Here is an 18,379-nt window from a genome sequence, read left to right on the forward strand (position 1 = left end):
TAGACGCGTCTCGCGGCCCTCACCTGCCACGACGGGTGTCGCTCATCCCACACGGTGAGGTTATCCACAGGCTGTCCACAACTGGCCCGAAGCTGTGGATAAAGCGGCGAAGGCCTCCCGGAGGCGCCAGGCGGCCCGATCCCGCGGTCCGACCGGGTTGGAGATGGCGCGCAGCTCGGCGAAGGGCAGACCGGCGGCGGCAACCGCGACCCCGTAACCCTCCATGGCCTCGGCCACAGCCTGTGGATAACTTTCGGCCAGGCGGTCGGCGGTCCGTTTTGTGCCGGTGACCGTGCTGAGGGTCACGACATCGCCGACGATCGCCTCGGGCAGCTCGGCGGTCAGGGCCTTCAGGAGGGCTGGGTCGCAGGACAGCACGCTGGTGCCGAAGCCGAGCTCGTCGACCGGGAGGAAGCCGTCGGGCGTCTCGGCGCCCAGGTCGGCGGCGATGCTGCGGGCGCCCAGCACGATCGAGCCGACGGGGGCGCGGCCCGGGAAACCGCCGGCGATCCCGGCTGAGACGACGGCGCGGTAGCGGCCGGTGGCCAACAGGCGCGCGGTGCCGGCGGCGGCTGCGGCGGGCCCGACCCCGACTGGCTCGACCACGACGTTGTCGGGGTCGGCGCCGGCGCGCACAGCTTCCGCCTCAGCGGCCACAGCCGTGACCACGAGCAGGGGCAGAGTCATCGGACGGGGTCCTCGCTTCTCGGCATGCTGATCGTCTGTTCCGAAGCCCACCACACAGCTCGCCCACCACAGAGCCCGCCCTCCCTCGGGGGCCCCCACCTCGACGATTGTGGCGGAAATCGTGGATCACTGCGGTGCGCGGCGCCGCCGACTGTGGACAAGCCGGAATTGTGGATAACTGCGGAAGCAGCGGCCTCAGCGGTCCTGATCGTCCGGAGGGGTGCCGCCGTCGGTGGGGTGGTCGGCCGACGTGGGCCGGTAGACGTGGAAGCCGGGCGGCGCGAGCGCGGCGTCGGGCTTCGGCTGCGCGGCCGGCTGGGGCGCCGGTGGTTCGGAGGTTCGAGAGGGCGGCGGATCCGACGCGGCTCGCTTGTCCTTGCGGCGGCCGAACCACCCCTTCTTGGGCTCGCCGGAGTCGATGCGAGTGGGCGGGCCGTCGCTTGCGGGGCGGCCGCTGCCGCCGGCGACTCGATCGTTTTCCCGGCGGGCTGCACGGTCTGAGGTCGCGCGCCCGCGGCCCTCGGAAGTGCGGTCTGACGACGCGCGCCGGCTGCTCTCGAAGGTGCGGTCTGACGACGCGCGCCCGCCCTCGTCGGGGGTGCGGTTTCGGGTCGTGCGTGCGCTTTCTGCCCGGTCGGCGCGGGTGGGCTGGGTGGGCGGCGTGCGGCCGGGAGGCGTGTTGTTGGGACGGGTGTGGGTGGGGACGGTCGGCGCGTCCGGCCAGGGGTCGGCCGGGCCCGTGCTGCTCGACGACCCGGGACTGCTCCAGCGGGGGGCCGGTTCGTCGGGGCCGGCTGTGGCGTGGGCGGGCTCGCGGTCGGGGGTGGGATCGTCGACCCGGCCGCTCAGGCGCTCGTTGTGCAGGCGGGTGGCCACCCAGCCGGCGCGGGCGGCGGCCACGACGGCCAGCAGGGCGGCCAGGGCCACGCCGAGACGGCCGGGTAGCGGGATGATGCCGATGCCGCCGCCGACGACCCAGGCGATCATCAGGACCGTCTCGGAGTGGGCGAAGGCGCTGGCGCGCAGGCGTTCGGGGACCCTTTCCTGGATGCTGGCGTCGACGGCCAGCTTGGCGATGCCGCTGAAGACGGCCACCAGCAGCGCCAGCAGGGTGACCGTGGCCAGGCTGTAGAAGAGCGTGGCCAGTACGCCCATGGCGGCTACGACGGCCAGGCCGGCGGATTGCAGGGCCAGCGGGCGGCGGATACGCAGTCTCGTGCCCACTGCGGTGGACAGGAACGTGCCCACCGCCAGGGCGCCGCCGATCAGGCCGACCGCGCCCTGGCGTCCGATGTCGTTGCCCAGGATCGTCGTGTCGAGCTGGTCGGCCATGATGACGAAGGCGAGGAAGAGCAGCGTGAAGCCGAACAGCATGCGCAGGCTGGCGCTGCCGATCAGGGTGGCCACCACCAGCCGGCTGGAGAGCGGGCGGTCTTCCCCCCGGCCCAGGCGCAGCATCGTGCGCCAGGGGCGCGGCACCGCCTCGGGCGGGTCGGAGTCGGCGCGGGGCGGCAGGCGGAGCGACACGACCATGCCGATGATGAAAATGATCATGGCTACGCGCAGCGGCCACTGCGGGCCGAATTTGAACGCGAGCAGGCCCACGGGGGCGACCACCGCGCCCGCGAACGTGCCGTAGACGCTGGCCCGGGCGCCGACCTGGGACAGGCCGACGCCCTCGGGCAGGAGCCTCGGCACGGCGGCCGAGCGAGCTACGCCGTACGCCCGGGATAGCGCCAGCACCCCGAAAGCCGCCGGATAGAGACCCCAGCCGAAAAGGTGATCGGAGATCACGTAGGCCAGGAACGCGCGGCCGAGCATGGTGACCGCGAGGGCGTACCGCCGGCCGTGCCGGAAATGGTCGAGCAGCGGGCCCACCACGGGGGCCAGCAGCGCGAACGGCACCATCGTGATCAGCAGGTAGAGCGCCACCTTGCTGCGCGCCTCACCCAGCGGCACGTTGAAGAAGATGGTGCCGGCCAGGCCGATCGCGATCAGGGTGTCGCCCGCGCAGGAGAGCGCGTGCAGGTCGAAGAGGCGGATCATGCCCTGTTCGTTGGCGGCGCCCCGCGCCCGCGCCGTGCCGACGCGGCGGGTTGCCCACGCTCCGCCGCGCACGGATCCCCGCACCAGCAGGCGGGCCGCCTTGACACTGGTGCCGACGGTGCGTCCGAGAGAGGGAAGCAGCGGCATGGCTCCCATCCTGACTGATCCAGGCGAGCGCTGTCCCGTTCCGCGACCGGCAGAATCCGGGGGAGTCGGTGCGGAACCTCAGTCACGGTGGGGGACAATGAATATGTGACGACTCGGACCTCCACGCGCGCCGCCCGACTCGACCAGGTTTGTGCCGACGCGATCGGGGTCGCGCGCGGCGCGATCACCGATGTGGACCCGGCCGACATCGGCGAGCACCTCGAGGCCATCGCCGAGGGCGACCGCCTCGTGACCCACCTCTTCGAGAGTCACCTGGCCGGCTACCGCGGCTGGCGGTGGGCCGTCACGGTCACCCGCGTCCCGCGCAGCCGGCACGTCACCGTGTGCGAGACGGTGCTGCTGCCCGGCCCCGACGCGCTGCTCGCCCCCGGCTGGGTGCCCTGGAACGAGCGCCTCCAGCCCGGCGACCTCGGCGTGGGCGACCTCATGCCGACCGCGCCCGACGACGACCGGCTCGCCCAGGGCTACGTGCTCAGCGACGACTCCGCGGTGGAAGAGGTCAGCTGGGAACTGGGTCTCGGCCGGTCACGGGTGATGTCGCGCGAGGGCCGCATCGACGCTGCTCAGCGGTGGTACGACGGCGAGGCCGGCCCCGAGGCGCCGATCTCGGTGGCTGCCCCGCGCAACGCCCGCTGCGGCACCTGCGGTTTCTATCTGCCGCTGGCCGGGTCGCTGCGCTCGATGTTCGGCGTCTGCGGCAACCTCTACGCCCCCGACGACGGCCGGGCGGTCAGCTCCGACCACGGTTGCGGCGCGCACTCCGAGGCGCTGCAGGGCTCGGCCGAGCAGCCGGTCGAGGAGCTGCCGACGGTCTTCGACGACAGCGAGGTCGAGTCGGTGGCGGTCAGCCGCGGTCACGGCTCGGTCGAAGAGAGCGAGCCGGCCGAGGACTACGGTCACAGCTGATTGGTGACCCGGAACTCGCCGTGAGTCAGGGCGCGCCGGCGCCTGCGGTGCCGGTCGTGCACGATCATCGTGATCAGGCCGGGTATGCCCGCGAGGAACCCGGCGATGCAGATCTGCAGCCAGCGCTCCGGAGCGTCGGCCAGCCAGACGATCAGGGCGGCGACGGCGAAAGCGGCCAGCCCGCCGGCGGCGAACGGGACCATCGGCGGGTCCAGCGGCTCGACTCGGGGCTTCGCTTCACTCACACGGACAGGATAGGTCCGCGACGATCACGGGTAGGCCCCTGTGACAGGGCCGACACTCATCGGTTTTGCGCAGGTCATCGAGGGCTGAGAACATGCCCGCGACGCCCACCTCATGATGCCGGAGAGCCCCGCATGTCCACCGCAGCCGATACAAGTACGTCGAAGAATGGTTTTGACCGCTTCTTTGAGATCTCGGCGCGGGGCTCGACCCTTGGCCGGGAGGTCCGCGGTGGCCTCGCCACCTTCTTCACGATGGCCTACATCGTGGTGCTCAACCCGCTGATCATCGGTAACGGGGTGGATGCGGACGGCGCCCAGCTGCCGATCGCCGCCCTCGCCGCGGGCACTGCGCTGGTGGCGGGCGTGATGACCATCCTGATGGGTGTCGTGGCCCGCTTCCCGCTCGCTCTGGCCGCCGGGCTGGGGGTCAACGCCCTGGTGGCGTACGAGATCGCGCCGGAGATGACCTGGGCCGACGCGATGGGCCTGGTTGTGATCGAGGGTGTGCTGATCGCCATCCTGGTGCTCACCGGCCTGCGGGAACTGGTCTTTCGGGCCGTGCCGACCCAGCTCAAGACGGCCATCGGGGTCGGCATCGGCCTGTTCCTGATGATCATCGGTCTGGTCGACGCCGGGTTCGTGAACCGCGTGCCGGACGCCGCGAACACCACCGTGCCGGTCGAGCTCGGCGTCGGCGGCAAGCTGGCCACCTGGCCCGCCGCGGTCTTCGTGATCGGTCTGCTCTTCACGCTGGTGCTGTTCGTCCGCAAGGTGCGCGGCGCGATCCTGATCGGCATCCTCGGCACGACCGTGCTGGCGATCATCGTCGAGGCGATCGCGCACCCCCAGGGCTGGTCGCTGAACGTGCCCACGCTGCCCGACAAGATCGTGAGCACCCCCGACCTGTCGCTGATCGGCCACTTCAACGTGCTCGACTCGTGGTCGCGGGCGGGCTGGCTGGTCGTGCTCATGTTCATCTTCAGCCTGCTGATCACCGACTTCTTCGACACGATGGGCACGATGGTCGCGGTCGGCCAGGAGGGCGGGCTGCTCGACGAGCGTGGCATGCCGCCGCGTACGCGGGAGATTCTGCTCGTCGACTCCGTGGCCGCCGCCGCGGGTGGCGCCGCCAGCGTGTCGAGCAACACCGCGTACATCGAAAGCGCGGCCGGCGTCGGCGAGGGCGCCCGCACCGGTGTCGCGAACCTGGTCACCGGCGGTCTCTTCCTGCTTGCGATGTTCCTGACGCCGCTGGTCTCGGTGGTGCCGTTCGAGGCGGCGTCGACCGCGCTGGTGGTGGTCGGCTTCCTGATGCTGACCGCCATCCGGCAGATCGACTGGACCGACTACACCATCGCGGTGCCGGCGTTCCTGACCGTCACGCTCATGCCGTTCACCTACTCGATCTCGAACGGCATCGGGGCCGGCGTCATCTCGTACGTCGTACTGAAGGTCGCCACCGGCAGGGCGCGCGAGATCCACCCCATTCTGTACGGCGTGGCCGTGCTCTTCGTCCTGTACTTCCTGCGGGGTCCCCTGGAGGCTTGGATCCTGTGACCGCTGTCATGACCTGTTCGAATGTCGTTAGCCATGCTCATTAGCTAAGCTAATAATCGTGATGGAGTGGCCCGTGATGGCGGATCGAGGCACAGCCGACGAGCTGGCCAAGGCCCTGCGCGAGTCGATAATGCGGTTGAACCGGCGGATCCGTCAGGCCCGTCCGGTCGGTGACCTCACCTTCAGCCAGCTCTCCGCGCTGACCAGCCTCCAGCTGGCCGGCGCGCTGACCCCGCGCGAACTCGCCGATGTCGAACGTGTCCAGCCCCCGACGATGACCAAGATCGTCGGGAAGCTGGAGGAACGGGGACTGGTCGCCCGGACGCCGCACCCGACCGACGGCCGGCAGGTCATCCTGTCGGCCACCGAGCAGGGGCGGGCCGTGCACGCCGAGTTCGAGAAGGCGCGCAACGAGTGGCTGGCCACCCAGCTGGCCGCTCTGGCGCCCGAGGAACGGGAGACGCTCGCTCGGGCGTCGGAGATCCTTCAGAAGATCTCCCGCGCCTGAGGGTTCGGCTACGCGGCGCTTCGTCACGCGACGATGACGCGTACGACGAACAGGAGGCACAACCGCGTGCGGTCAGTGCTCAGCACCACCTTCCGTTCCCTGCAGGTTCGCAACTATCGGCTCTTCGCCACCGGCCAGCTGGTGAAGCTCGTCGGCGTGTGGATGATGTTCACCGCGCAGGACTGGCTGGTGCTCGACCTGTCCGGCAACTCGCCGGTCGCGCTCGGGGCGGTGACCTCCCTCCAGTTCCTGCCGGTGCTGCTGCTGACCCTGTACGCGGGCAAGCTCGCCGACCGCTTCGACAAGCGGCGCCTGCTGGTGATCGCCAACGCCGCGTTCGCCGTCACCGCGATCGCCTTCGCCGTGCTGGTCGCCTCGGGTCACGTGCAGCTCTGGCACGTCTTCCTCTTCGCCGGCCTGCTCGGCATCGCCAACGCCGTCGAGACCCCGGTGCGGCAGGCCTTCGTCTCCGAGCTGGTCGAACTGCCGCTGCTGCCGAACGCCCTCGCGCTCTCGGCGGCCACCTTCAACACCGCGCGGATCGGCGGGCCGGCGCTGGCCGGGGTGGCACTCGCGCTCTTCGACACCGGGCCGGTCTTCCTGATCGCCACGGTCCTGGCCGTCGCGCCGATCTTCAGCTACGCCCGTATGGGGGCAGCCGATCTGCGTCCCTCGGAACGACAGGCCAAGAAGGACGCCCGCATCTCGGACGGCCTGCGGTACGTCGGCCGGCGCTCCGACCTGATGCTGCCCATCGGCCTGATGTTCGTGGTCGGCATGATCGGCTTCAACTTCCCGGTCACGCTGGCCGCCCTCGCGAAGATCGACTTCAACGCCGGACCCTCCACCTTCGGCCTGCTGACCACGGCCCTGGCGGTCGGCGCGCTCGGCGGGGCGCTGGCCGGCAGCGGACGACGGGCCCGGCCCGGCGCGTACGTGGTGATCGGTGCGGCGCTGGCCTTCAGCGTGCTCGAGTTCGTGGTCGGGTTCGCGCCCAGTTTCGTGGTGGCGATGCTGCTGCTGGTGCCGACCGGGTTCTTCTCGATCTATCTGGCCCAGGCGGCCAACCACCGCGTGCAGATGGGCGTCGACCCGGAGTTCCGGGGGCGCGTGATGGCGCTGTACGTGCTGGTCTTCCTGGGTACAACACCGATCGGTGCGTCGCTGGCCGGCTGGTGGGGCGAGCATTTCGGGGTGGCGTCGAGCATCACCGGCGCCGGGGCGGTCTGTTTTGTCGCGTCGCTGGTCGCGCTGGTGTGGCAGCTTCGCAACAGCGGCGAGCGGCTGTCCCTGACGCTTCGGCCCCGGCCGCGTCTGCGCTTGGTGCCCCCCATCGAGGAGCCGGTCCGCGACATCGAGATCGCCAGGGTTTCGGAGCGGGAGGCTTCGGCCGCCTGACGGGTATTTGGCAGAAAAGGGTATTCCGGTACAGGCCTGTTTCGAATTAGCTTCAGTGCGTGGCCCTCGCGCACATGGTTGTGCTCACGGCGGCGCTCGTGCTTCCTCTGACCGTGCCGTACGCGGTGGCGGTCGCCCTGAGGCGTGACGAGTTCCGCCGCAGACGGGCCTGTGCTGACGGTCCGGCGCAGGTGCGCGACCTGATCCGCCTCGACGAGTCGATCCGCGACACCGACCCGGCGCACACGCTGGCCCACCTCGGCCCGCCCCCGATCGAGTGGCTGGCCCGCGACCTGCGCCGCCTCGACCGCCAGCGCCGGGGCGGGGTGACCCTCGAGTCGGTTCGCTGGAAGGCCGCCGTGATGCGCGCCTACGACGAGCGGCTCTGCCTGGCCTGCCAGTGCCTGGGCGTCACCGAAAATTTGCGTCCCCTCGACGGCCTCGACCGCGAGATCGAGCGCGTACGGGTGGAGGGCGCCCTCGAAGAGGCCGGCCTCCAGCTCCGCTGACCGCCGGGGACGTGGTCATCCCGCCCAGGAATCGACCCGGGGCCGGTTGGCTGACGGCGCGGACATGCCGCCCCGACCGGTCAGCAACACGGCGAGAATGATCGCGGTCAGCGCGCCCACGGTGCTCGGCAGACCGAACTCGCCCTGGACGGCATAGGACGACGCCGAGGCCGCGAGCACGCCGCCGGTATAGGCGAAGGCGACCGGCAGGGCCACCCGGGCCAGGCGACCGGGCAGGGCCGAGGCGATGGCCAGCGCGCCGATCAGAATCAGGTCGGGCACCAGGAACAGGTTGTCCGAGCGCCAGGAATCGTGCAGGAAGAGGAAGGCGAACGTGGTCAGGCTGAGGATGGCCCCCGCGATCCGGCCCCACATGAGGAGTCGCATGTCTACACCGTAGACATGCGAGGCCCGAATGTCTACGGCGTAGACTCCCGAGCTGTGCCGATGACCGCCGCCTCCATCACTCAGGCCACGCTCGCGCTCGGCGACCGGGAGGGCGAGAAGGCGATGTCCATGCGCCGGATCGCTGCCGAGCTGGGCTGCGACCCGATGGCCATCTACCGGCACTTCCCCAACCGCGAGGCCCTGCTCGACGCCGTGGCCGACTCGGTGGTGGCCGAGGTGCCCGCGCCCGGTGGGGGCGGGCCCTGGGACGAACGTATCCGGGTCGTTCTCACCGGCATGCGGGCAGTGGCGCTGCGGCATCCCGGGATCGCGGGACACATCGCGTCCCGGCCGCCGCTCGGGCCGTGCGGGCGCCGGGTCGCGGGGGAATTGTTCGTGGCGCTGGCCGAGGCCGGTCTGGCGCCGGGTGATGTGGTGCGGGCCTTTCAGGCTCTGATCGCTTACGCCGCGGCCGGACTGCGGATGGCGGTGGATGCCGGGGTACAGGACCGGCGCTGGCAACAGGTGAGCGCCGCGATGGAAGGCCTGCCGGGGGAGGCGTTGCCCGTGGTCGGATCGGCTGAGCAGTTCGACTATGGCCTGCGCCTGCTGCTCAGCGGCATCAGGCTCGAGGGTGAACGCGCCGCGGGCTGAGCGGGTTGTCCACAGGCGAGCAGCGGGCGCTGTCAGAGAGGCCAGGCGGCCAGGCGCTCGTAGCGGCCCTCGTCGCTGCTCACCAGCTCGAACGACGTCACCGGCCACGAGTCGCCCCGGTGGGCGGCCAGGGCCCGGCGCAGGGCGCCGTCCGAGTGGTACGAGACCGTCAGGTGCGGGCGGAACGGGCGGTCGTCGCTGGGGAAGCCGCCCAGGGTCAGCGCGTCCCGGACGTCCTCGCGGAGCTCGGTCAGTTGGGCCAGATCACCCTCGACGCCCACCCAGGCGGCCGAGCCGAACTGGCCGCCGCTGCTCAGCCGCAGCTCGAACCGGCCCGGTGAGGGCACATCGGCCAGAAACGGGATCACCGTCGAGGGCGGCGCGTCACCCAGGAAGACCAGGGTGAGGTGCCACTTCTCGATCGGGGTCAGGCGGGAGGCCGCGGGCAGGATGCCGTGCAGCGCCTCTCGCGGAGGCGCCGGCGGGAAGACGCCGACGAAGAGACGGGTCAGGACGACTCGCGGGCCGCGGGGCCGCCGCCGAAGAGCACGTCGTCCCAGCTGGGGAGGCGCTTGCGGGGCTTCGCCTCGTCGGTCTCGGCGGGCTGTTGACCGCCCTGGCCGACCGTGCGCCGGGGGCGCAGGACGGCCAGCGACGGCACGGCCGGGACCTCTTTGGGAAGGTCGGAGTCTTCGTCGAAGGCCGAGCCGGAACCGCCGCCGAGCAGGGCGGCAGCGCCCCCGGCGACCGGGCGGCGCGGAGATTCGGACGGGCCCGCGTCGAGGTTGCGGCCGCCGGACGGGCTGAGCGGACGGTCGAGCGAGGCGAGCAGCGCGTCACGCCCGGCCCGGATCGGGTCGCGCTGTGGGCGCGGCGACTGCTCGGCGGCGGGCAGGCCGTGGCCGGCGCGCGTGGGCTCGGCCGAGCGGGACGGACCGGGCAGGCCGTGACCGCCGCGCTCGGTGAAGGCGGCCCGCTCGGGCGCGGGTTCCTGGCCGAGGATCTGGGTGGGACGCTCGGCGCACAGGTATTGGGCCATGTCGTCGTGCGGCGACACGACCTGACGTCCCTTGTCGAGATCCCAGATCGCCTGGGCGGTCGCCTTGCCGGACGGCCACGTGGCGACGATGCGCCAGGTGCCGTCCTCGCGGCGGAACGCGTCCCACGAGATCTTTTCGGTGTCGATGCCGTGCTGGGACAGGCGGCTGTCGACCACCTCGGCCAGCGGGGCGCCCGAGTCGGAGGTCTTGAGGCGGGTGCGGCGCGCGTGCTGCGCCAGCATGGCCCGTTCCTGCAGCACCGGGCCCGCGTAGCGCAGGACGCGGTCGACCGGCACGCCGGCGATGCGTGCGACATCTTCGGCGGACTCACCGGAACGGATGCGGGACTGAATGTCGCGCGGAGACAGCGAAGGCGGGGCGTCGGGCGACATCACGGCGACCATGGACCCGGGCGAGACCGGTTGACCGTCGTGGGCGATCGCACCGGAGACCCGGTCGTCGATGGGGAGGGCCAGGAGCCGGCCGACCTCGTCGGCGAGCACCATGGCCTGCCCGTCCTCGGAAAGGGCGACGAAGCGTACCGGCCGCATGCGTTGCCTCCGTCCCGTCGCGTTGGCCTGCGCTCGGCGAGAGTCAGCCACCCGGGCGCGTTTCGAAACACGGTACGCGCCTTGGTCACCTAATGGTGGTAAGCCACGCCGTCAAGTTGACTGAGCTGCGATGATCTTGAAAATTCAGCGACTTCAACGGCAGATGACCGCAGCCCAGGGTGACCAAGAGCACGATGCCCGACGACGCGTCCGGCGGCAACCCGGAACTCGTCAGAGCCGCTCGGCGACGTAGTCGATGCAGGCGGTCAGGGCGGCCACGTCGGAGGGCTCCACGGTGGGGTAGAGAGCCACCCGCAGCTGGTTGCGGCCGAGCTTGCGGTAGGGCTCGGTGTCGACGATGTCGTTGGCCCGCAGCACCTTGGCGATCGTCGCGGCGTCGACGCCCTCGAAGTCGATCGTGGCCACCGCGGCCGAGCGGAGCAGCGGGTCGGTGACGAACGGTGTCGCGTACGCGGACTTCTCGGCCCAGCCGTAGATGACGGCGGCGCTCTCGGTGCTGCGCCTTACTGCCCAGGCCAGGCCGCCCTGGGTATTCATCCAGTCGAGCTGCTCGGCCGCCAGGAACACCGTGGACAGTGCGGGGGTGTTGTACGTCTGCTCCAGGCGGGACTGCTCGACGGCGGTGACCAGGTCGAGGAACTGCGGGATGTAGCGGCCGCTCGCCTTGATCTCGAAGGCCCGCTCGATCGCGGCGGGGGACATCAGGGCCATCCAGAGGCCGCCGTCGGAGCCGAGCGCCTTCTGCGGGGCGAGGTAGTAGACGTCCGTCTCGCGCAGGTCGACCTCGAGGCTGCCGCCGCCGGACGTGGCGTCGGTGAGCAGCAACGCGCCCTGGTCGGCGCCGGCCACGCGACGTACGGGGACGGCCACGCCGGTCGACGTCTCGTTCTGGACCGAGGCGTACACGTCGACGCCGGCCTCGGCCTGGAGGAACGCCGCCTGCCCGCCCGGCGCCCGGTGGACCGTCGGCTCGGCCAGGAACGGCGCGTCCTTCACGGCCTTGGCGAACTTGGCCCCGAACTCGCCGAATTCGGCGAACTGGGCCTGCCGGCGGATCAGGCCGAACGTCGCGACCTCCCAGAACGCGCTGGTGCCGCCGTTGGCCAGGATCACCTCGTAGCCCTCGGGCATCGAGAAGAACTCGGCCAGGCCGCGCCGGAGCCGGGCGACCTGGTTCTTCACCGTCGGCTGGCGGTGCGACGTGCCGAGGAACGTGCGGGACACCGCGGCCAGCGACTCGACGCCCTCGGGGCGCACCTTGCTCGGGCCGGAGCCGAAGCGTCCGTCGACGGGCCTGATCGTGTCGGGGATCCGGATGTCAGTCACGGGGAGACATTATGCGCGCAGCTCGCCCCAGCCCTCGACCTGCTGCGGCTTGCGGGGCGCTGGTCCCACGTAGCGGACACGGGGGTAGACGTTGCGGCCCAGACGCTTCTGTTCGAGCACGTGGGCGCTCCAGCCGGCCACCCGCGCGCAGGTGAACATGGAGCTGAGCATGTGGCCCGGCACCTCGGCGAAATCGAGCACGACGGCTGACCAGAATTCGACATTCGTCGGCAGCGGGCGGTCGGGCTTGCGTTCCTGCAGCTCGGCGACCGCGGCCTGCTCGAGCGCCACCGCCACGTCGTAGCGCGGGGCGCCGAGGTCGCGGGCCGTGCGCTTGAGCACCCGGGCCCGCGGGTCTTCGGCGCGGTAGAGGCGGTGCCCGAAACCCATCAGGCGCTCACCCCGGTCGAGGACTCCCCGCACGTACCCCCGGGCGTCGCCGCCGCGTTCGACGTCTTCCAGCATCGTCAGCACGCGGGCGGGCGCACCGCCGTCGAGCGGGCCCGACAGGGCGCCGATGCCCGAGGAGATGCAGGCGGCCACGTCGGCGCCGGTCGACGCGACCACCCGGGTGGTCAGCGTGGAGGCGCTCATGCCGTGTTCGGCGGCGGAGATGAAGTAGGCGTCGACCGCCTTCACGTGCCGCGGGTCGGGCTCGCCCCGCCAGCGCCGCATGAACCGCTCGACGATCGTGCCGGCCTTGTCGATGTCTTTCTGCGGCACGGCGGGCAGGCCCAGCCCGCGGGCGGCCTGGGCCACGAAGGAGAGCGCGGTGACCGACACCCGCGCCAGGTCGCGCCGGGCCTGCTCGTCGGAGATGTCGAGGAGTTGGGCCAGACCCCAGTACGGCGCCAGCATCGCGACCGCCGACTGCACGTCGACCCGGATGTCGCCCGAGTGCACCGGCACCGGGAACGGCTCGGCCGGCGGTAGCCCCGGCCCGAACCGTCCGTCGACGAGCAGCCCCCAGACGTCGCCGAAGGAGACCTGACCGATGAGGTCCTCGATGTCGACGCCGCGGTATCGCAGCGCGCCACCGGCCTCGTCGGGCTCGGCGATCTCGGTCTCGAAGGCGACGACGTCCTCGAGCCCGGGCTTGAAGTCGGTCACGACCCTCCCTGGGACAGAATGCTGTAGGTGCTTCATCTTGCTCGCCGGGTAACGGCGGGTCGACCCGCCGGGATGTGCTCTCCGCGACACCCATCCTCACCGACCTGACGCGCGGGCCGGAGCGACTTAGGGTCGTTTGCAGTGCTAACGATCGGCCGGACACCTGACGCAGGAGCTTTCGTGACCCTCGAACCACCCTCGCCCGCGAGCATGCGGCGCGACTACACCGCGCGCGGGGCGCTCCTCGAGACGGATCTGGCGGCCGACTGGCGCACCCAGTTCGAGGCCTGGTTCACCGACGCCGCCGCCTTCGGGCTGCCCGAGCCGAACGCGATGATCGTGTCGACCGCGACCCCGGACGGCCGGCCCTCGGCGCGCACGGTGCTGCTCAAGGAGTACGACGAGCGCGGCTTCGTGTTCTTCACCAACTACGGCTCCCGCAAGGGCGGTGAGCTGGCCGCCAATCCGTACGCGAGCCTGGTCTTCCCCTGGTTCCCGATGCAGCGCCAGGTGTTGGTGGGCGGGGCCGTCGAACGGGTCAGCCGCGACGAGACCGAGGCCTACTTCGCCGGCCGGCCGCGCGGCTCGCAGCTGGGCGCATGGGCCAGCCCGCAGTCGTCGGTGGTGCCGGACCGGGCGGCGGTCGACGACGCCTACGCGGCCGCCGCACAGCGCTTCGCGGACGTGCCGGTGCCGGCCCCCGAGCACTGGGGCGGGTTCCGCGTCGTGCCCGGGACGGTCGAGTTCTGGCAGGGCCGGAGCAGCCGCCTGCACGATCGGCTGCGCTTCCGCCGTACCGGAGACGGGGTCTGGATCGTGGAAAGGCTCGCGCCTTGAGTCAGGACGCCGTCGAAGAAGGCGAGAAGATCGCCGAGCTCAAGGAACGCAAGTCCTGGGTGATCGACATCCGGCCGCTGAAGGTCGTCGCCTACCGCCGGATGTGGATCGGCAACGGGCTCTCGTTCTTCGGTTTCCAGTTCACCGCCGTCGCCGTGCCGGTCGAGATGTACGCGATCACGCACTCCTCGGCCTGGGTCGGCCTGCTCGGCATCGCCGGCCTAATCCCGCTGCTGGTCTTCGGACTGTGGGGCGGGGCCGCGGCCGACGTGGTCGACCGGCGCAAGCTGCTGCTGGCGAGCTCGCTGCTGGCCTGGGTGGCGACCGCCGGCCTGCTGGTCCAGGCGCTGTTCACCGTGAACAGCGGCTGGCTGCTGCTCGGGCTCACCGCCGTGCAGTCGGCCGGCTTCGCGATCAGCTCGCCGACCCGTCAGGCGATCATCCCGCGCATCGTGCCGGCCGGCCTGGTGCCCGCCGCGAACACCCTGGCCTACACGACCACCACCGCGGGCGGGGTGCTCGGTCCGCTGGCGGCCGGCCTGATCTTCGCGGTCTCGGGCACGGGCCACGGGGTGACGGTCGCCTACGCCGTCGACGCCCTGCTGTTCACCATCTCGTTCTGGGCCACCTGGAAGCTGCCGCCCATCCCGCCGGTCGAGCACGAGCCGGGTGCGGAGAAGGCCACAGCGGGCGTGCGCGGCATCCTGGTCGGCCTGCGGTTCCTGGTCACCCAGCCGGTGCTGCTGCTGTCGTTCGCGGTCGACATCGTGGCCATGGTCTTCGCCATGCCGCGGGCGCTGTTCCCCGAGGTGGCGGCCGACCGGTTCGGCGGCGACTGGGCGGTCGGCTGGCTGTTCGCCGCGATCGCCATCGGCTCGGTCGTCGGCGGCCTGACCTCGGGCTGGATCGGCCGGGTCAAGCGGCAGGGCGTGGCGCTGGTGATCGCCGTCGTGGCCTGGGGCGTGGCCATCGGGCTCTCCGGCCTGGCCCACAGCCTGTGGCTGATGGTGCTGCTGCTGGCCGTGGGCGGGGCGGCCGACCTGGTGAGCGCGGTCTACCGGCAGTCGATCCTGCAGGTCTACGCGCCCGACCGGCTGCGCGGGCGGCTTCAGGGCGTCTTCACGGTCGTGGTGGCCGGCGGCCCGCGCCTGGGCGACCTCCGGGCGGGCGCCACCGCCGACCTCACCTCGACCACCGCCTCGTGGGCGGGCGGCGGCTTCGCGGCGGCCGGTCTGGCCGTCGTTCTGGCCGCGGCGTTCCCGGCCCTGCTGAGGTATCGGCCACCCCAGGCCCCGGCAGCCGACACCGGCGACGAGCCGAACCGATAATGTCCAAGCCATGACGAGTGTCGTTGCCGCGAAGTCCGGCACCCAGTGGTCCATCGAGGCGGACGGGCAGAGCGCCGTCGTCGTGGAGGTCGGCGGCACGCTCCGCGGCTACTCCGCCGGCGACGTGGCGGTGCTCGACGGCTTCGAGGTGGACGAGCTCTCCCCGGCCTCGGCCGGCCAGATCCTGGCCCCGTGGCCCAACCGCGTCCGCGACGGGCAGTACACCTTCGAGGAGCAGAAGTACCAGCTCTCGCTGACCGAGCCGGCCCGCAACAACGCCATCCACGGCCTGGTCAACTGGAGCCGCTGGACGCTGGTCGAGCAGAGCGCGTCGGCCGTGACCCTCGAGTACGAGCTGCCGGCCCAGATCGGCTACCCGTGGTGGCTGACCCTGCGGACGACCTGGTCGGTCTCGGCCGCGGGCCTGCGCTGCGACCAGGCGGTCGTGAACAACTCGTCGGCCAACGCCCCCTGGGGCTACTCGGTGCACCCGTACGTCCAGCTGGCCGGGGTCAGCGTGAACGACACGCTGCTGCACGTGCCGGGCCGCAAGCGCATCGTCGCCGACGCCCGCCTGCTGCCGATCGGCGCCAACGCGGTGGCCGGCACGGAGTACGACTTCACCGAGCCCCGCAAGATCGGGGACCTGGTGCTCGACACCACGTTCGGCGACATCACCCACGACGCCGACGGCATCACCGAGGTGACCATCGCCGACCCGTCCGCCGACCGCAAGGTCGTGGTCTGGGCCGACGACAAGTTCAAGTACTGGCAGGTCTTCACGGGCGACACCCTGCACGGCGAGCGGTTCCGCCGCTCGGTGGCGATCGAGCCGATGACCTGCCCGCCCGACGCCTTCCGCACCGGCCGCGACCTGATCGTGCTGGCGCCGGGCGAGCGCTGGACGGCCTCGTGGGGGATCAAGGGCTGATGGAGTTCGACGAGGTGGTCCGCCGGCGGCGGATGATCCGCAGCTACGACCCCGACCGCTCGGTTCCGGCCGAGCTCCTCGACAAGGTGGTCCAGCACGGACTGCGGGCGCCCAGCGCCGGCTTCTCGCAGGGCTGGGGCTTTCTGGTGCTCACCGAGCAGAAGGACCGTGACCTCTACTGGGAGTCGACGACCGAGGGCGACCTGGGCGACGCCAAGACCGACGAGGCGTGGAAGGGCGACTGGCTCACCCGGATGCGTACCGCCCCGGCGATCATCGTGTGCCTGTCCAACAAGTCGGCCTATCTCGAGCGTTACGCCCAGCCCGACAAGGGCTGGACCGACCGCAGCGAGTCGCACTGGCCGGTGCCGTACTGGGACATCGACACCGGTTTCGCCGCGCTGCTCATGCACCTCAGCGCGGTCAACGAGGAGCTGGCGTCGTGCTTCTTCGGCATCCCGGTGCCGACCGTGCAGGCCTTCAAGGACGCCTTCGGGGTGCCGGCCGAATACACGCCGATCGGCACCCTGACCGTCGGCTATCGGGCACCGGACAAGAGGTCTCCCTCACTCAAACGCGGACACCGGCCGGTGGACGACGTGGTGCATCATGGCCGATGGGCCGCGACGCCGAAGGCTTCCGAGTGACCGGAGCCGGGCTAGGCTGGCAGCGAATTCGCGAACAGTTCGGAGAGGGGGATCGGCCGTGATCTTCAAGGCGGTCCGGGACGGCGCTCCCTATCCCGACCATCACACGACCCTCAAGGCGTGGGCCGAGATCCCGCCCAGACCGATCCGGCTGGCCGACCTGATCACGACGAAACGCGAGCTCGCCCTCGACAAGCTGCTGGCCGAGGATTCGACGTTCTACGGCGACCTCTTCCCGCACGTCGTCGAATATCACGGTCACCTCTACCTGGAGGACGGCCTGCACCGCGCGCTGCGGGCGGCGCTGCAACAGCGCAACCAGATCCACGCGCGAGTGCTGGTCGTCGAGTGATGGCCGCTCCGCTCGATCTGCTCGATCTCGACACGCTGCTGAACGACGAGGAGCGCGACATCCGGGCCGTCGTGCGCCGGGTCGCCGACGACAAGGTCCGCCCGCACGTCGCCGGCTGGTACGAGGACGGCGAGGTTCCCGTACGCGAGCTGGCCCTCGAATTCGGCAAGCTCGGCCTGCTCGGCATGCACCTGACCGGCTACGGCTGCGCCGGCGCGTCCGCCGTCTCGTACGGACTGGCCTGCCTGGAGCTCGAGGCAGCCGACTCCGGGGTCCGGTCGCTGGTCAGCGTGCAGGGATCCCTGGCCATGTACGCGATCTGGAAGTACGGCTCGGAGGAGCAGAAGCAGCGCTGGCTGCCCGGCATGGCGGCCGGCGAGCTGATCGGCTGCTTCGGCCTGACCGAGCCCGACCACGGCTCCGACCCGGCCAACATGTCCACCCGGGCCCGGCGCGACGGCGCCGACTGGGTGCTCGACGGCGGCAAGATGTGGATCACGAATGCGCCGCTGGCCGACGTCGCGGTGATCTGGGCCCGGGGTGAGGAGGGCGTGTTCGGCTTCGCCGTGCCGACCGACACCCCCGGCTTCTCGGCCCGCGAGATCAAGAACAAGATGTCGCTCCGGGCCTCGAGCACGGGCGAGATCACGCTGGACGGCGTGCGGCTGCCCGAGAGCGCGCGGCTGCCCGAGGCGCGCGGCCTCAAGGCGCCGCTGTCGTGCCTGACCGAGGCGCGCTTCGGCATCATCTGGGGCTCGATGGGGGCGGCGCGCGACTGCCTGCGGGTGGCGATCGACTACGCGACCACGCGCGAGCAGTTCGGCCGGCCGATCGGCGGCTTCCAGCTCACCCAGGCCAAGCTGGCCGACATGTCCCTCGAGCTGCAGAAGGGCTACCTGCTCGCGCTGCACCTGGGCCGGCTGCGCGACTCGGCCGGGGCGCTGCGGCCCGAGCAGGTCAGCGTGGGCAAGCTCAACAACGTGCGGGAGGCGATCGCCATCGCCCGCACCTGCCGGACGATTCTGGGCGGCAACGGGATCAGTGGGGAATATCCCGTCATGCGTCATGCGAACAATCTCGAGAGCGTTCTCACCTACGAGGGAACTTCCGAGATCCATCAGCTGGTCATCGGCCAGAAGCTGACCGGATTGAACGCTTTCGCGTGAGGTGA

The 18,379-nt window shown here is 71.2% G+C and carries 20 protein-coding genes; 12 read left to right on the top strand and 8 right to left on the bottom strand.

Annotated features, from left to right (window positions below; genetic code table 11):
- Nucleotides 1-60: 60 nt before the first annotated feature.
- Both LXN57_RS17780 and LXN57_RS17785 read right to left on the bottom strand, forming a co-directional pair.
- Complete coding sequence (locus tag LXN57_RS17780; RefSeq protein WP_251799278.1) at nt 61-687, bottom strand: futalosine hydrolase; 627 nt, start codon at nt 685-687, stop codon at nt 61-63.
- Nucleotides 688-882: 195 nt separating this feature from the next.
- Entirely contained in the window at nt 883-2,880 is a 1,998-nt protein-coding gene (locus LXN57_RS17785; RefSeq protein ID WP_308206628.1) for an MFS transporter, read from the bottom strand.
- Nucleotides 2,881-2,967: 87 nt separating this feature from the next.
- Between LXN57_RS17785 and LXN57_RS17790 the strand changes: the two genes are divergently transcribed.
- Nucleotides 2,968-3,807 carry a DUF3027 domain-containing protein gene (locus LXN57_RS17790; RefSeq protein WP_438872887.1) on the top strand — a complete coding sequence of 280 codons (840 nt, stop codon included), beginning with the start codon at nt 2,968-2,970 and terminating at the stop codon, nt 3,805-3,807.
- Here the strand turns inward: LXN57_RS17790 and LXN57_RS17795 are convergent.
- Nucleotides 3,798-4,010: a DUF2530 domain-containing protein gene (locus tag LXN57_RS17795; protein WP_251799383.1), complete on the bottom strand. Its 213-nt coding sequence runs from the start codon at nt 4,008-4,010 to the stop codon at nt 3,798-3,800. The genes LXN57_RS17790 and LXN57_RS17795 overlap by 10 nt on opposite strands.
- Nucleotides 4,011-4,184: 174 nt before the next feature.
- Here LXN57_RS17795 and LXN57_RS17800 point away from each other — a divergent pair, with 174 nt between their 5' ends.
- The 4 genes from LXN57_RS17800 (at nt 4,185) to LXN57_RS17815 (ending at nt 8,024) form a co-directional block, all read left to right on the top strand.
- Nucleotides 4,185-5,609 (top strand): NCS2 family permease, encoded by a 1,425-nt coding sequence (locus tag LXN57_RS17800; RefSeq protein ID WP_251799280.1) that lies wholly within the window; start codon nt 4,185-4,187, stop codon nt 5,607-5,609.
- Nucleotides 5,610-5,670: 61 nt separating this feature from the next.
- Nucleotides 5,671-6,117, top strand: a complete 447-nt coding sequence (locus LXN57_RS17805) for a MarR family winged helix-turn-helix transcriptional regulator (RefSeq protein ID WP_221379929.1) — start codon at nt 5,671-5,673, stop codon at nt 6,115-6,117.
- A gap of 66 nt (nt 6,118-6,183) precedes the next feature.
- Nucleotides 6,184-7,515 (top strand): MFS transporter, encoded by a 1,332-nt coding sequence (locus LXN57_RS17810; protein ID WP_251799281.1) that lies wholly within the window; start codon nt 6,184-6,186, stop codon nt 7,513-7,515.
- Between the two features lie 59 nt (nt 7,516-7,574).
- The gene (locus LXN57_RS17815) at nt 7,575-8,024 is read left to right on the top strand and encodes a hypothetical protein (RefSeq protein WP_251799282.1); all 450 of its coding nucleotides are present in this window, start codon (nt 7,575-7,577) and stop codon (nt 8,022-8,024) included.
- 15 nt (nt 8,025-8,039) lie between these two features.
- Here LXN57_RS17815 and LXN57_RS17820 read toward each other — a convergent pair whose 3' ends face one another.
- Nucleotides 8,040-8,411 (bottom strand): hypothetical protein, encoded by a 372-nt coding sequence (locus LXN57_RS17820; RefSeq protein ID WP_251799283.1) that lies wholly within the window; start codon nt 8,409-8,411, stop codon nt 8,040-8,042.
- A 60-nt stretch (nt 8,412-8,471) separates the two neighbouring features.
- Between LXN57_RS17820 and LXN57_RS17825 the strand changes: the two genes are divergently transcribed.
- On the top strand, nt 8,472-9,065 hold the full coding sequence (locus LXN57_RS17825; protein ID WP_251799284.1) for a TetR/AcrR family transcriptional regulator: 594 nt from the start codon (nt 8,472-8,474) through the stop codon (nt 9,063-9,065).
- A 32-nt stretch (nt 9,066-9,097) separates the two neighbouring features.
- On the opposite strand, the gene thpR is transcribed toward LXN57_RS17825, so the two are convergent.
- The 4 genes from thpR to LXN57_RS17845 form a co-directional block, all read right to left on the bottom strand.
- A complete protein-coding gene (gene thpR / locus LXN57_RS17830) occupies nt 9,098-9,625 on the bottom strand; it encodes an RNA 2',3'-cyclic phosphodiesterase (protein WP_308206632.1) in 528 nt (175 codons plus the stop codon).
- Nucleotides 9,574-10,656: a septation protein SepH gene (gene sepH / locus LXN57_RS17835; RefSeq protein WP_251799285.1), complete on the bottom strand. Its 1,083-nt coding sequence runs from the start codon at nt 10,654-10,656 to the stop codon at nt 9,574-9,576. The genes thpR and sepH overlap by 52 nt, the downstream gene beginning before the upstream one ends.
- Before the next feature lie 231 nt (nt 10,657-10,887).
- Complete coding sequence (gene serC / locus LXN57_RS17840; RefSeq protein ID WP_251799286.1) at nt 10,888-12,003, bottom strand: phosphoserine transaminase; 1,116 nt, start codon at nt 12,001-12,003, stop codon at nt 10,888-10,890.
- A 9-nt stretch (nt 12,004-12,012) separates the two neighbouring features.
- Entirely contained in the window at nt 12,013-13,113 is a 1,101-nt protein-coding gene (locus LXN57_RS17845; RefSeq protein ID WP_251799287.1) for a citrate synthase 2, read from the bottom strand.
- A gap of 210 nt (nt 13,114-13,323) precedes the next feature.
- On the opposite strand from LXN57_RS17845, the gene pdxH reads away from it, so the two are divergent.
- From pdxH to LXN57_RS17875, 6 genes are read left to right on the top strand one after another with little or no spacing between them, the layout of a single operon-like run.
- Complete coding sequence (gene pdxH / locus LXN57_RS17850; RefSeq protein WP_438872888.1) at nt 13,324-13,950, top strand: pyridoxamine 5'-phosphate oxidase; 627 nt, start codon at nt 13,324-13,326, stop codon at nt 13,948-13,950.
- Nucleotides 13,947-15,278 carry an MFS transporter gene (locus LXN57_RS17855; RefSeq protein ID WP_251799289.1) on the top strand — a complete coding sequence of 444 codons (1,332 nt, stop codon included), beginning with the start codon at nt 13,947-13,949 and terminating at the stop codon, nt 15,276-15,278. The genes pdxH and LXN57_RS17855 overlap by 4 nt, the downstream gene beginning before the upstream one ends.
- A 10-nt stretch (nt 15,279-15,288) precedes the next feature.
- Complete coding sequence (locus tag LXN57_RS17860) at nt 15,289-16,209, top strand: aldose 1-epimerase family protein (protein ID WP_251799290.1); 921 nt, start codon at nt 15,289-15,291, stop codon at nt 16,207-16,209.
- Nucleotides 16,209-16,856, top strand: coding sequence for a nitroreductase family protein (locus LXN57_RS17865; RefSeq protein WP_251799291.1), 648 nt, complete (start codon nt 16,209-16,211; stop codon nt 16,854-16,856). The genes LXN57_RS17860 and LXN57_RS17865 overlap by 1 nt, the downstream gene beginning before the upstream one ends.
- Before the next feature lie 58 nt (nt 16,857-16,914).
- A complete protein-coding gene (locus LXN57_RS17870) occupies nt 16,915-17,208 on the top strand; it encodes a type II toxin-antitoxin system VapB family antitoxin (protein ID WP_221379722.1) in 294 nt (97 codons plus the stop codon).
- Nucleotides 17,208-18,374, top strand: a complete 1,167-nt coding sequence (locus LXN57_RS17875; protein ID WP_251799292.1) for an acyl-CoA dehydrogenase family protein — start codon at nt 17,208-17,210, stop codon at nt 18,372-18,374. The genes LXN57_RS17870 and LXN57_RS17875 overlap by 1 nt, the downstream gene beginning before the upstream one ends.
- The last annotated feature ends 5 nt before the right edge of the window (nt 18,375-18,379 follow it).

It is taken from the genome of Paractinoplanes hotanensis (assembly GCF_023717965.1).
GTDB lineage: Bacteria > Actinomycetota > Actinomycetes > Mycobacteriales > Micromonosporaceae > Actinoplanes > Actinoplanes polyasparticus.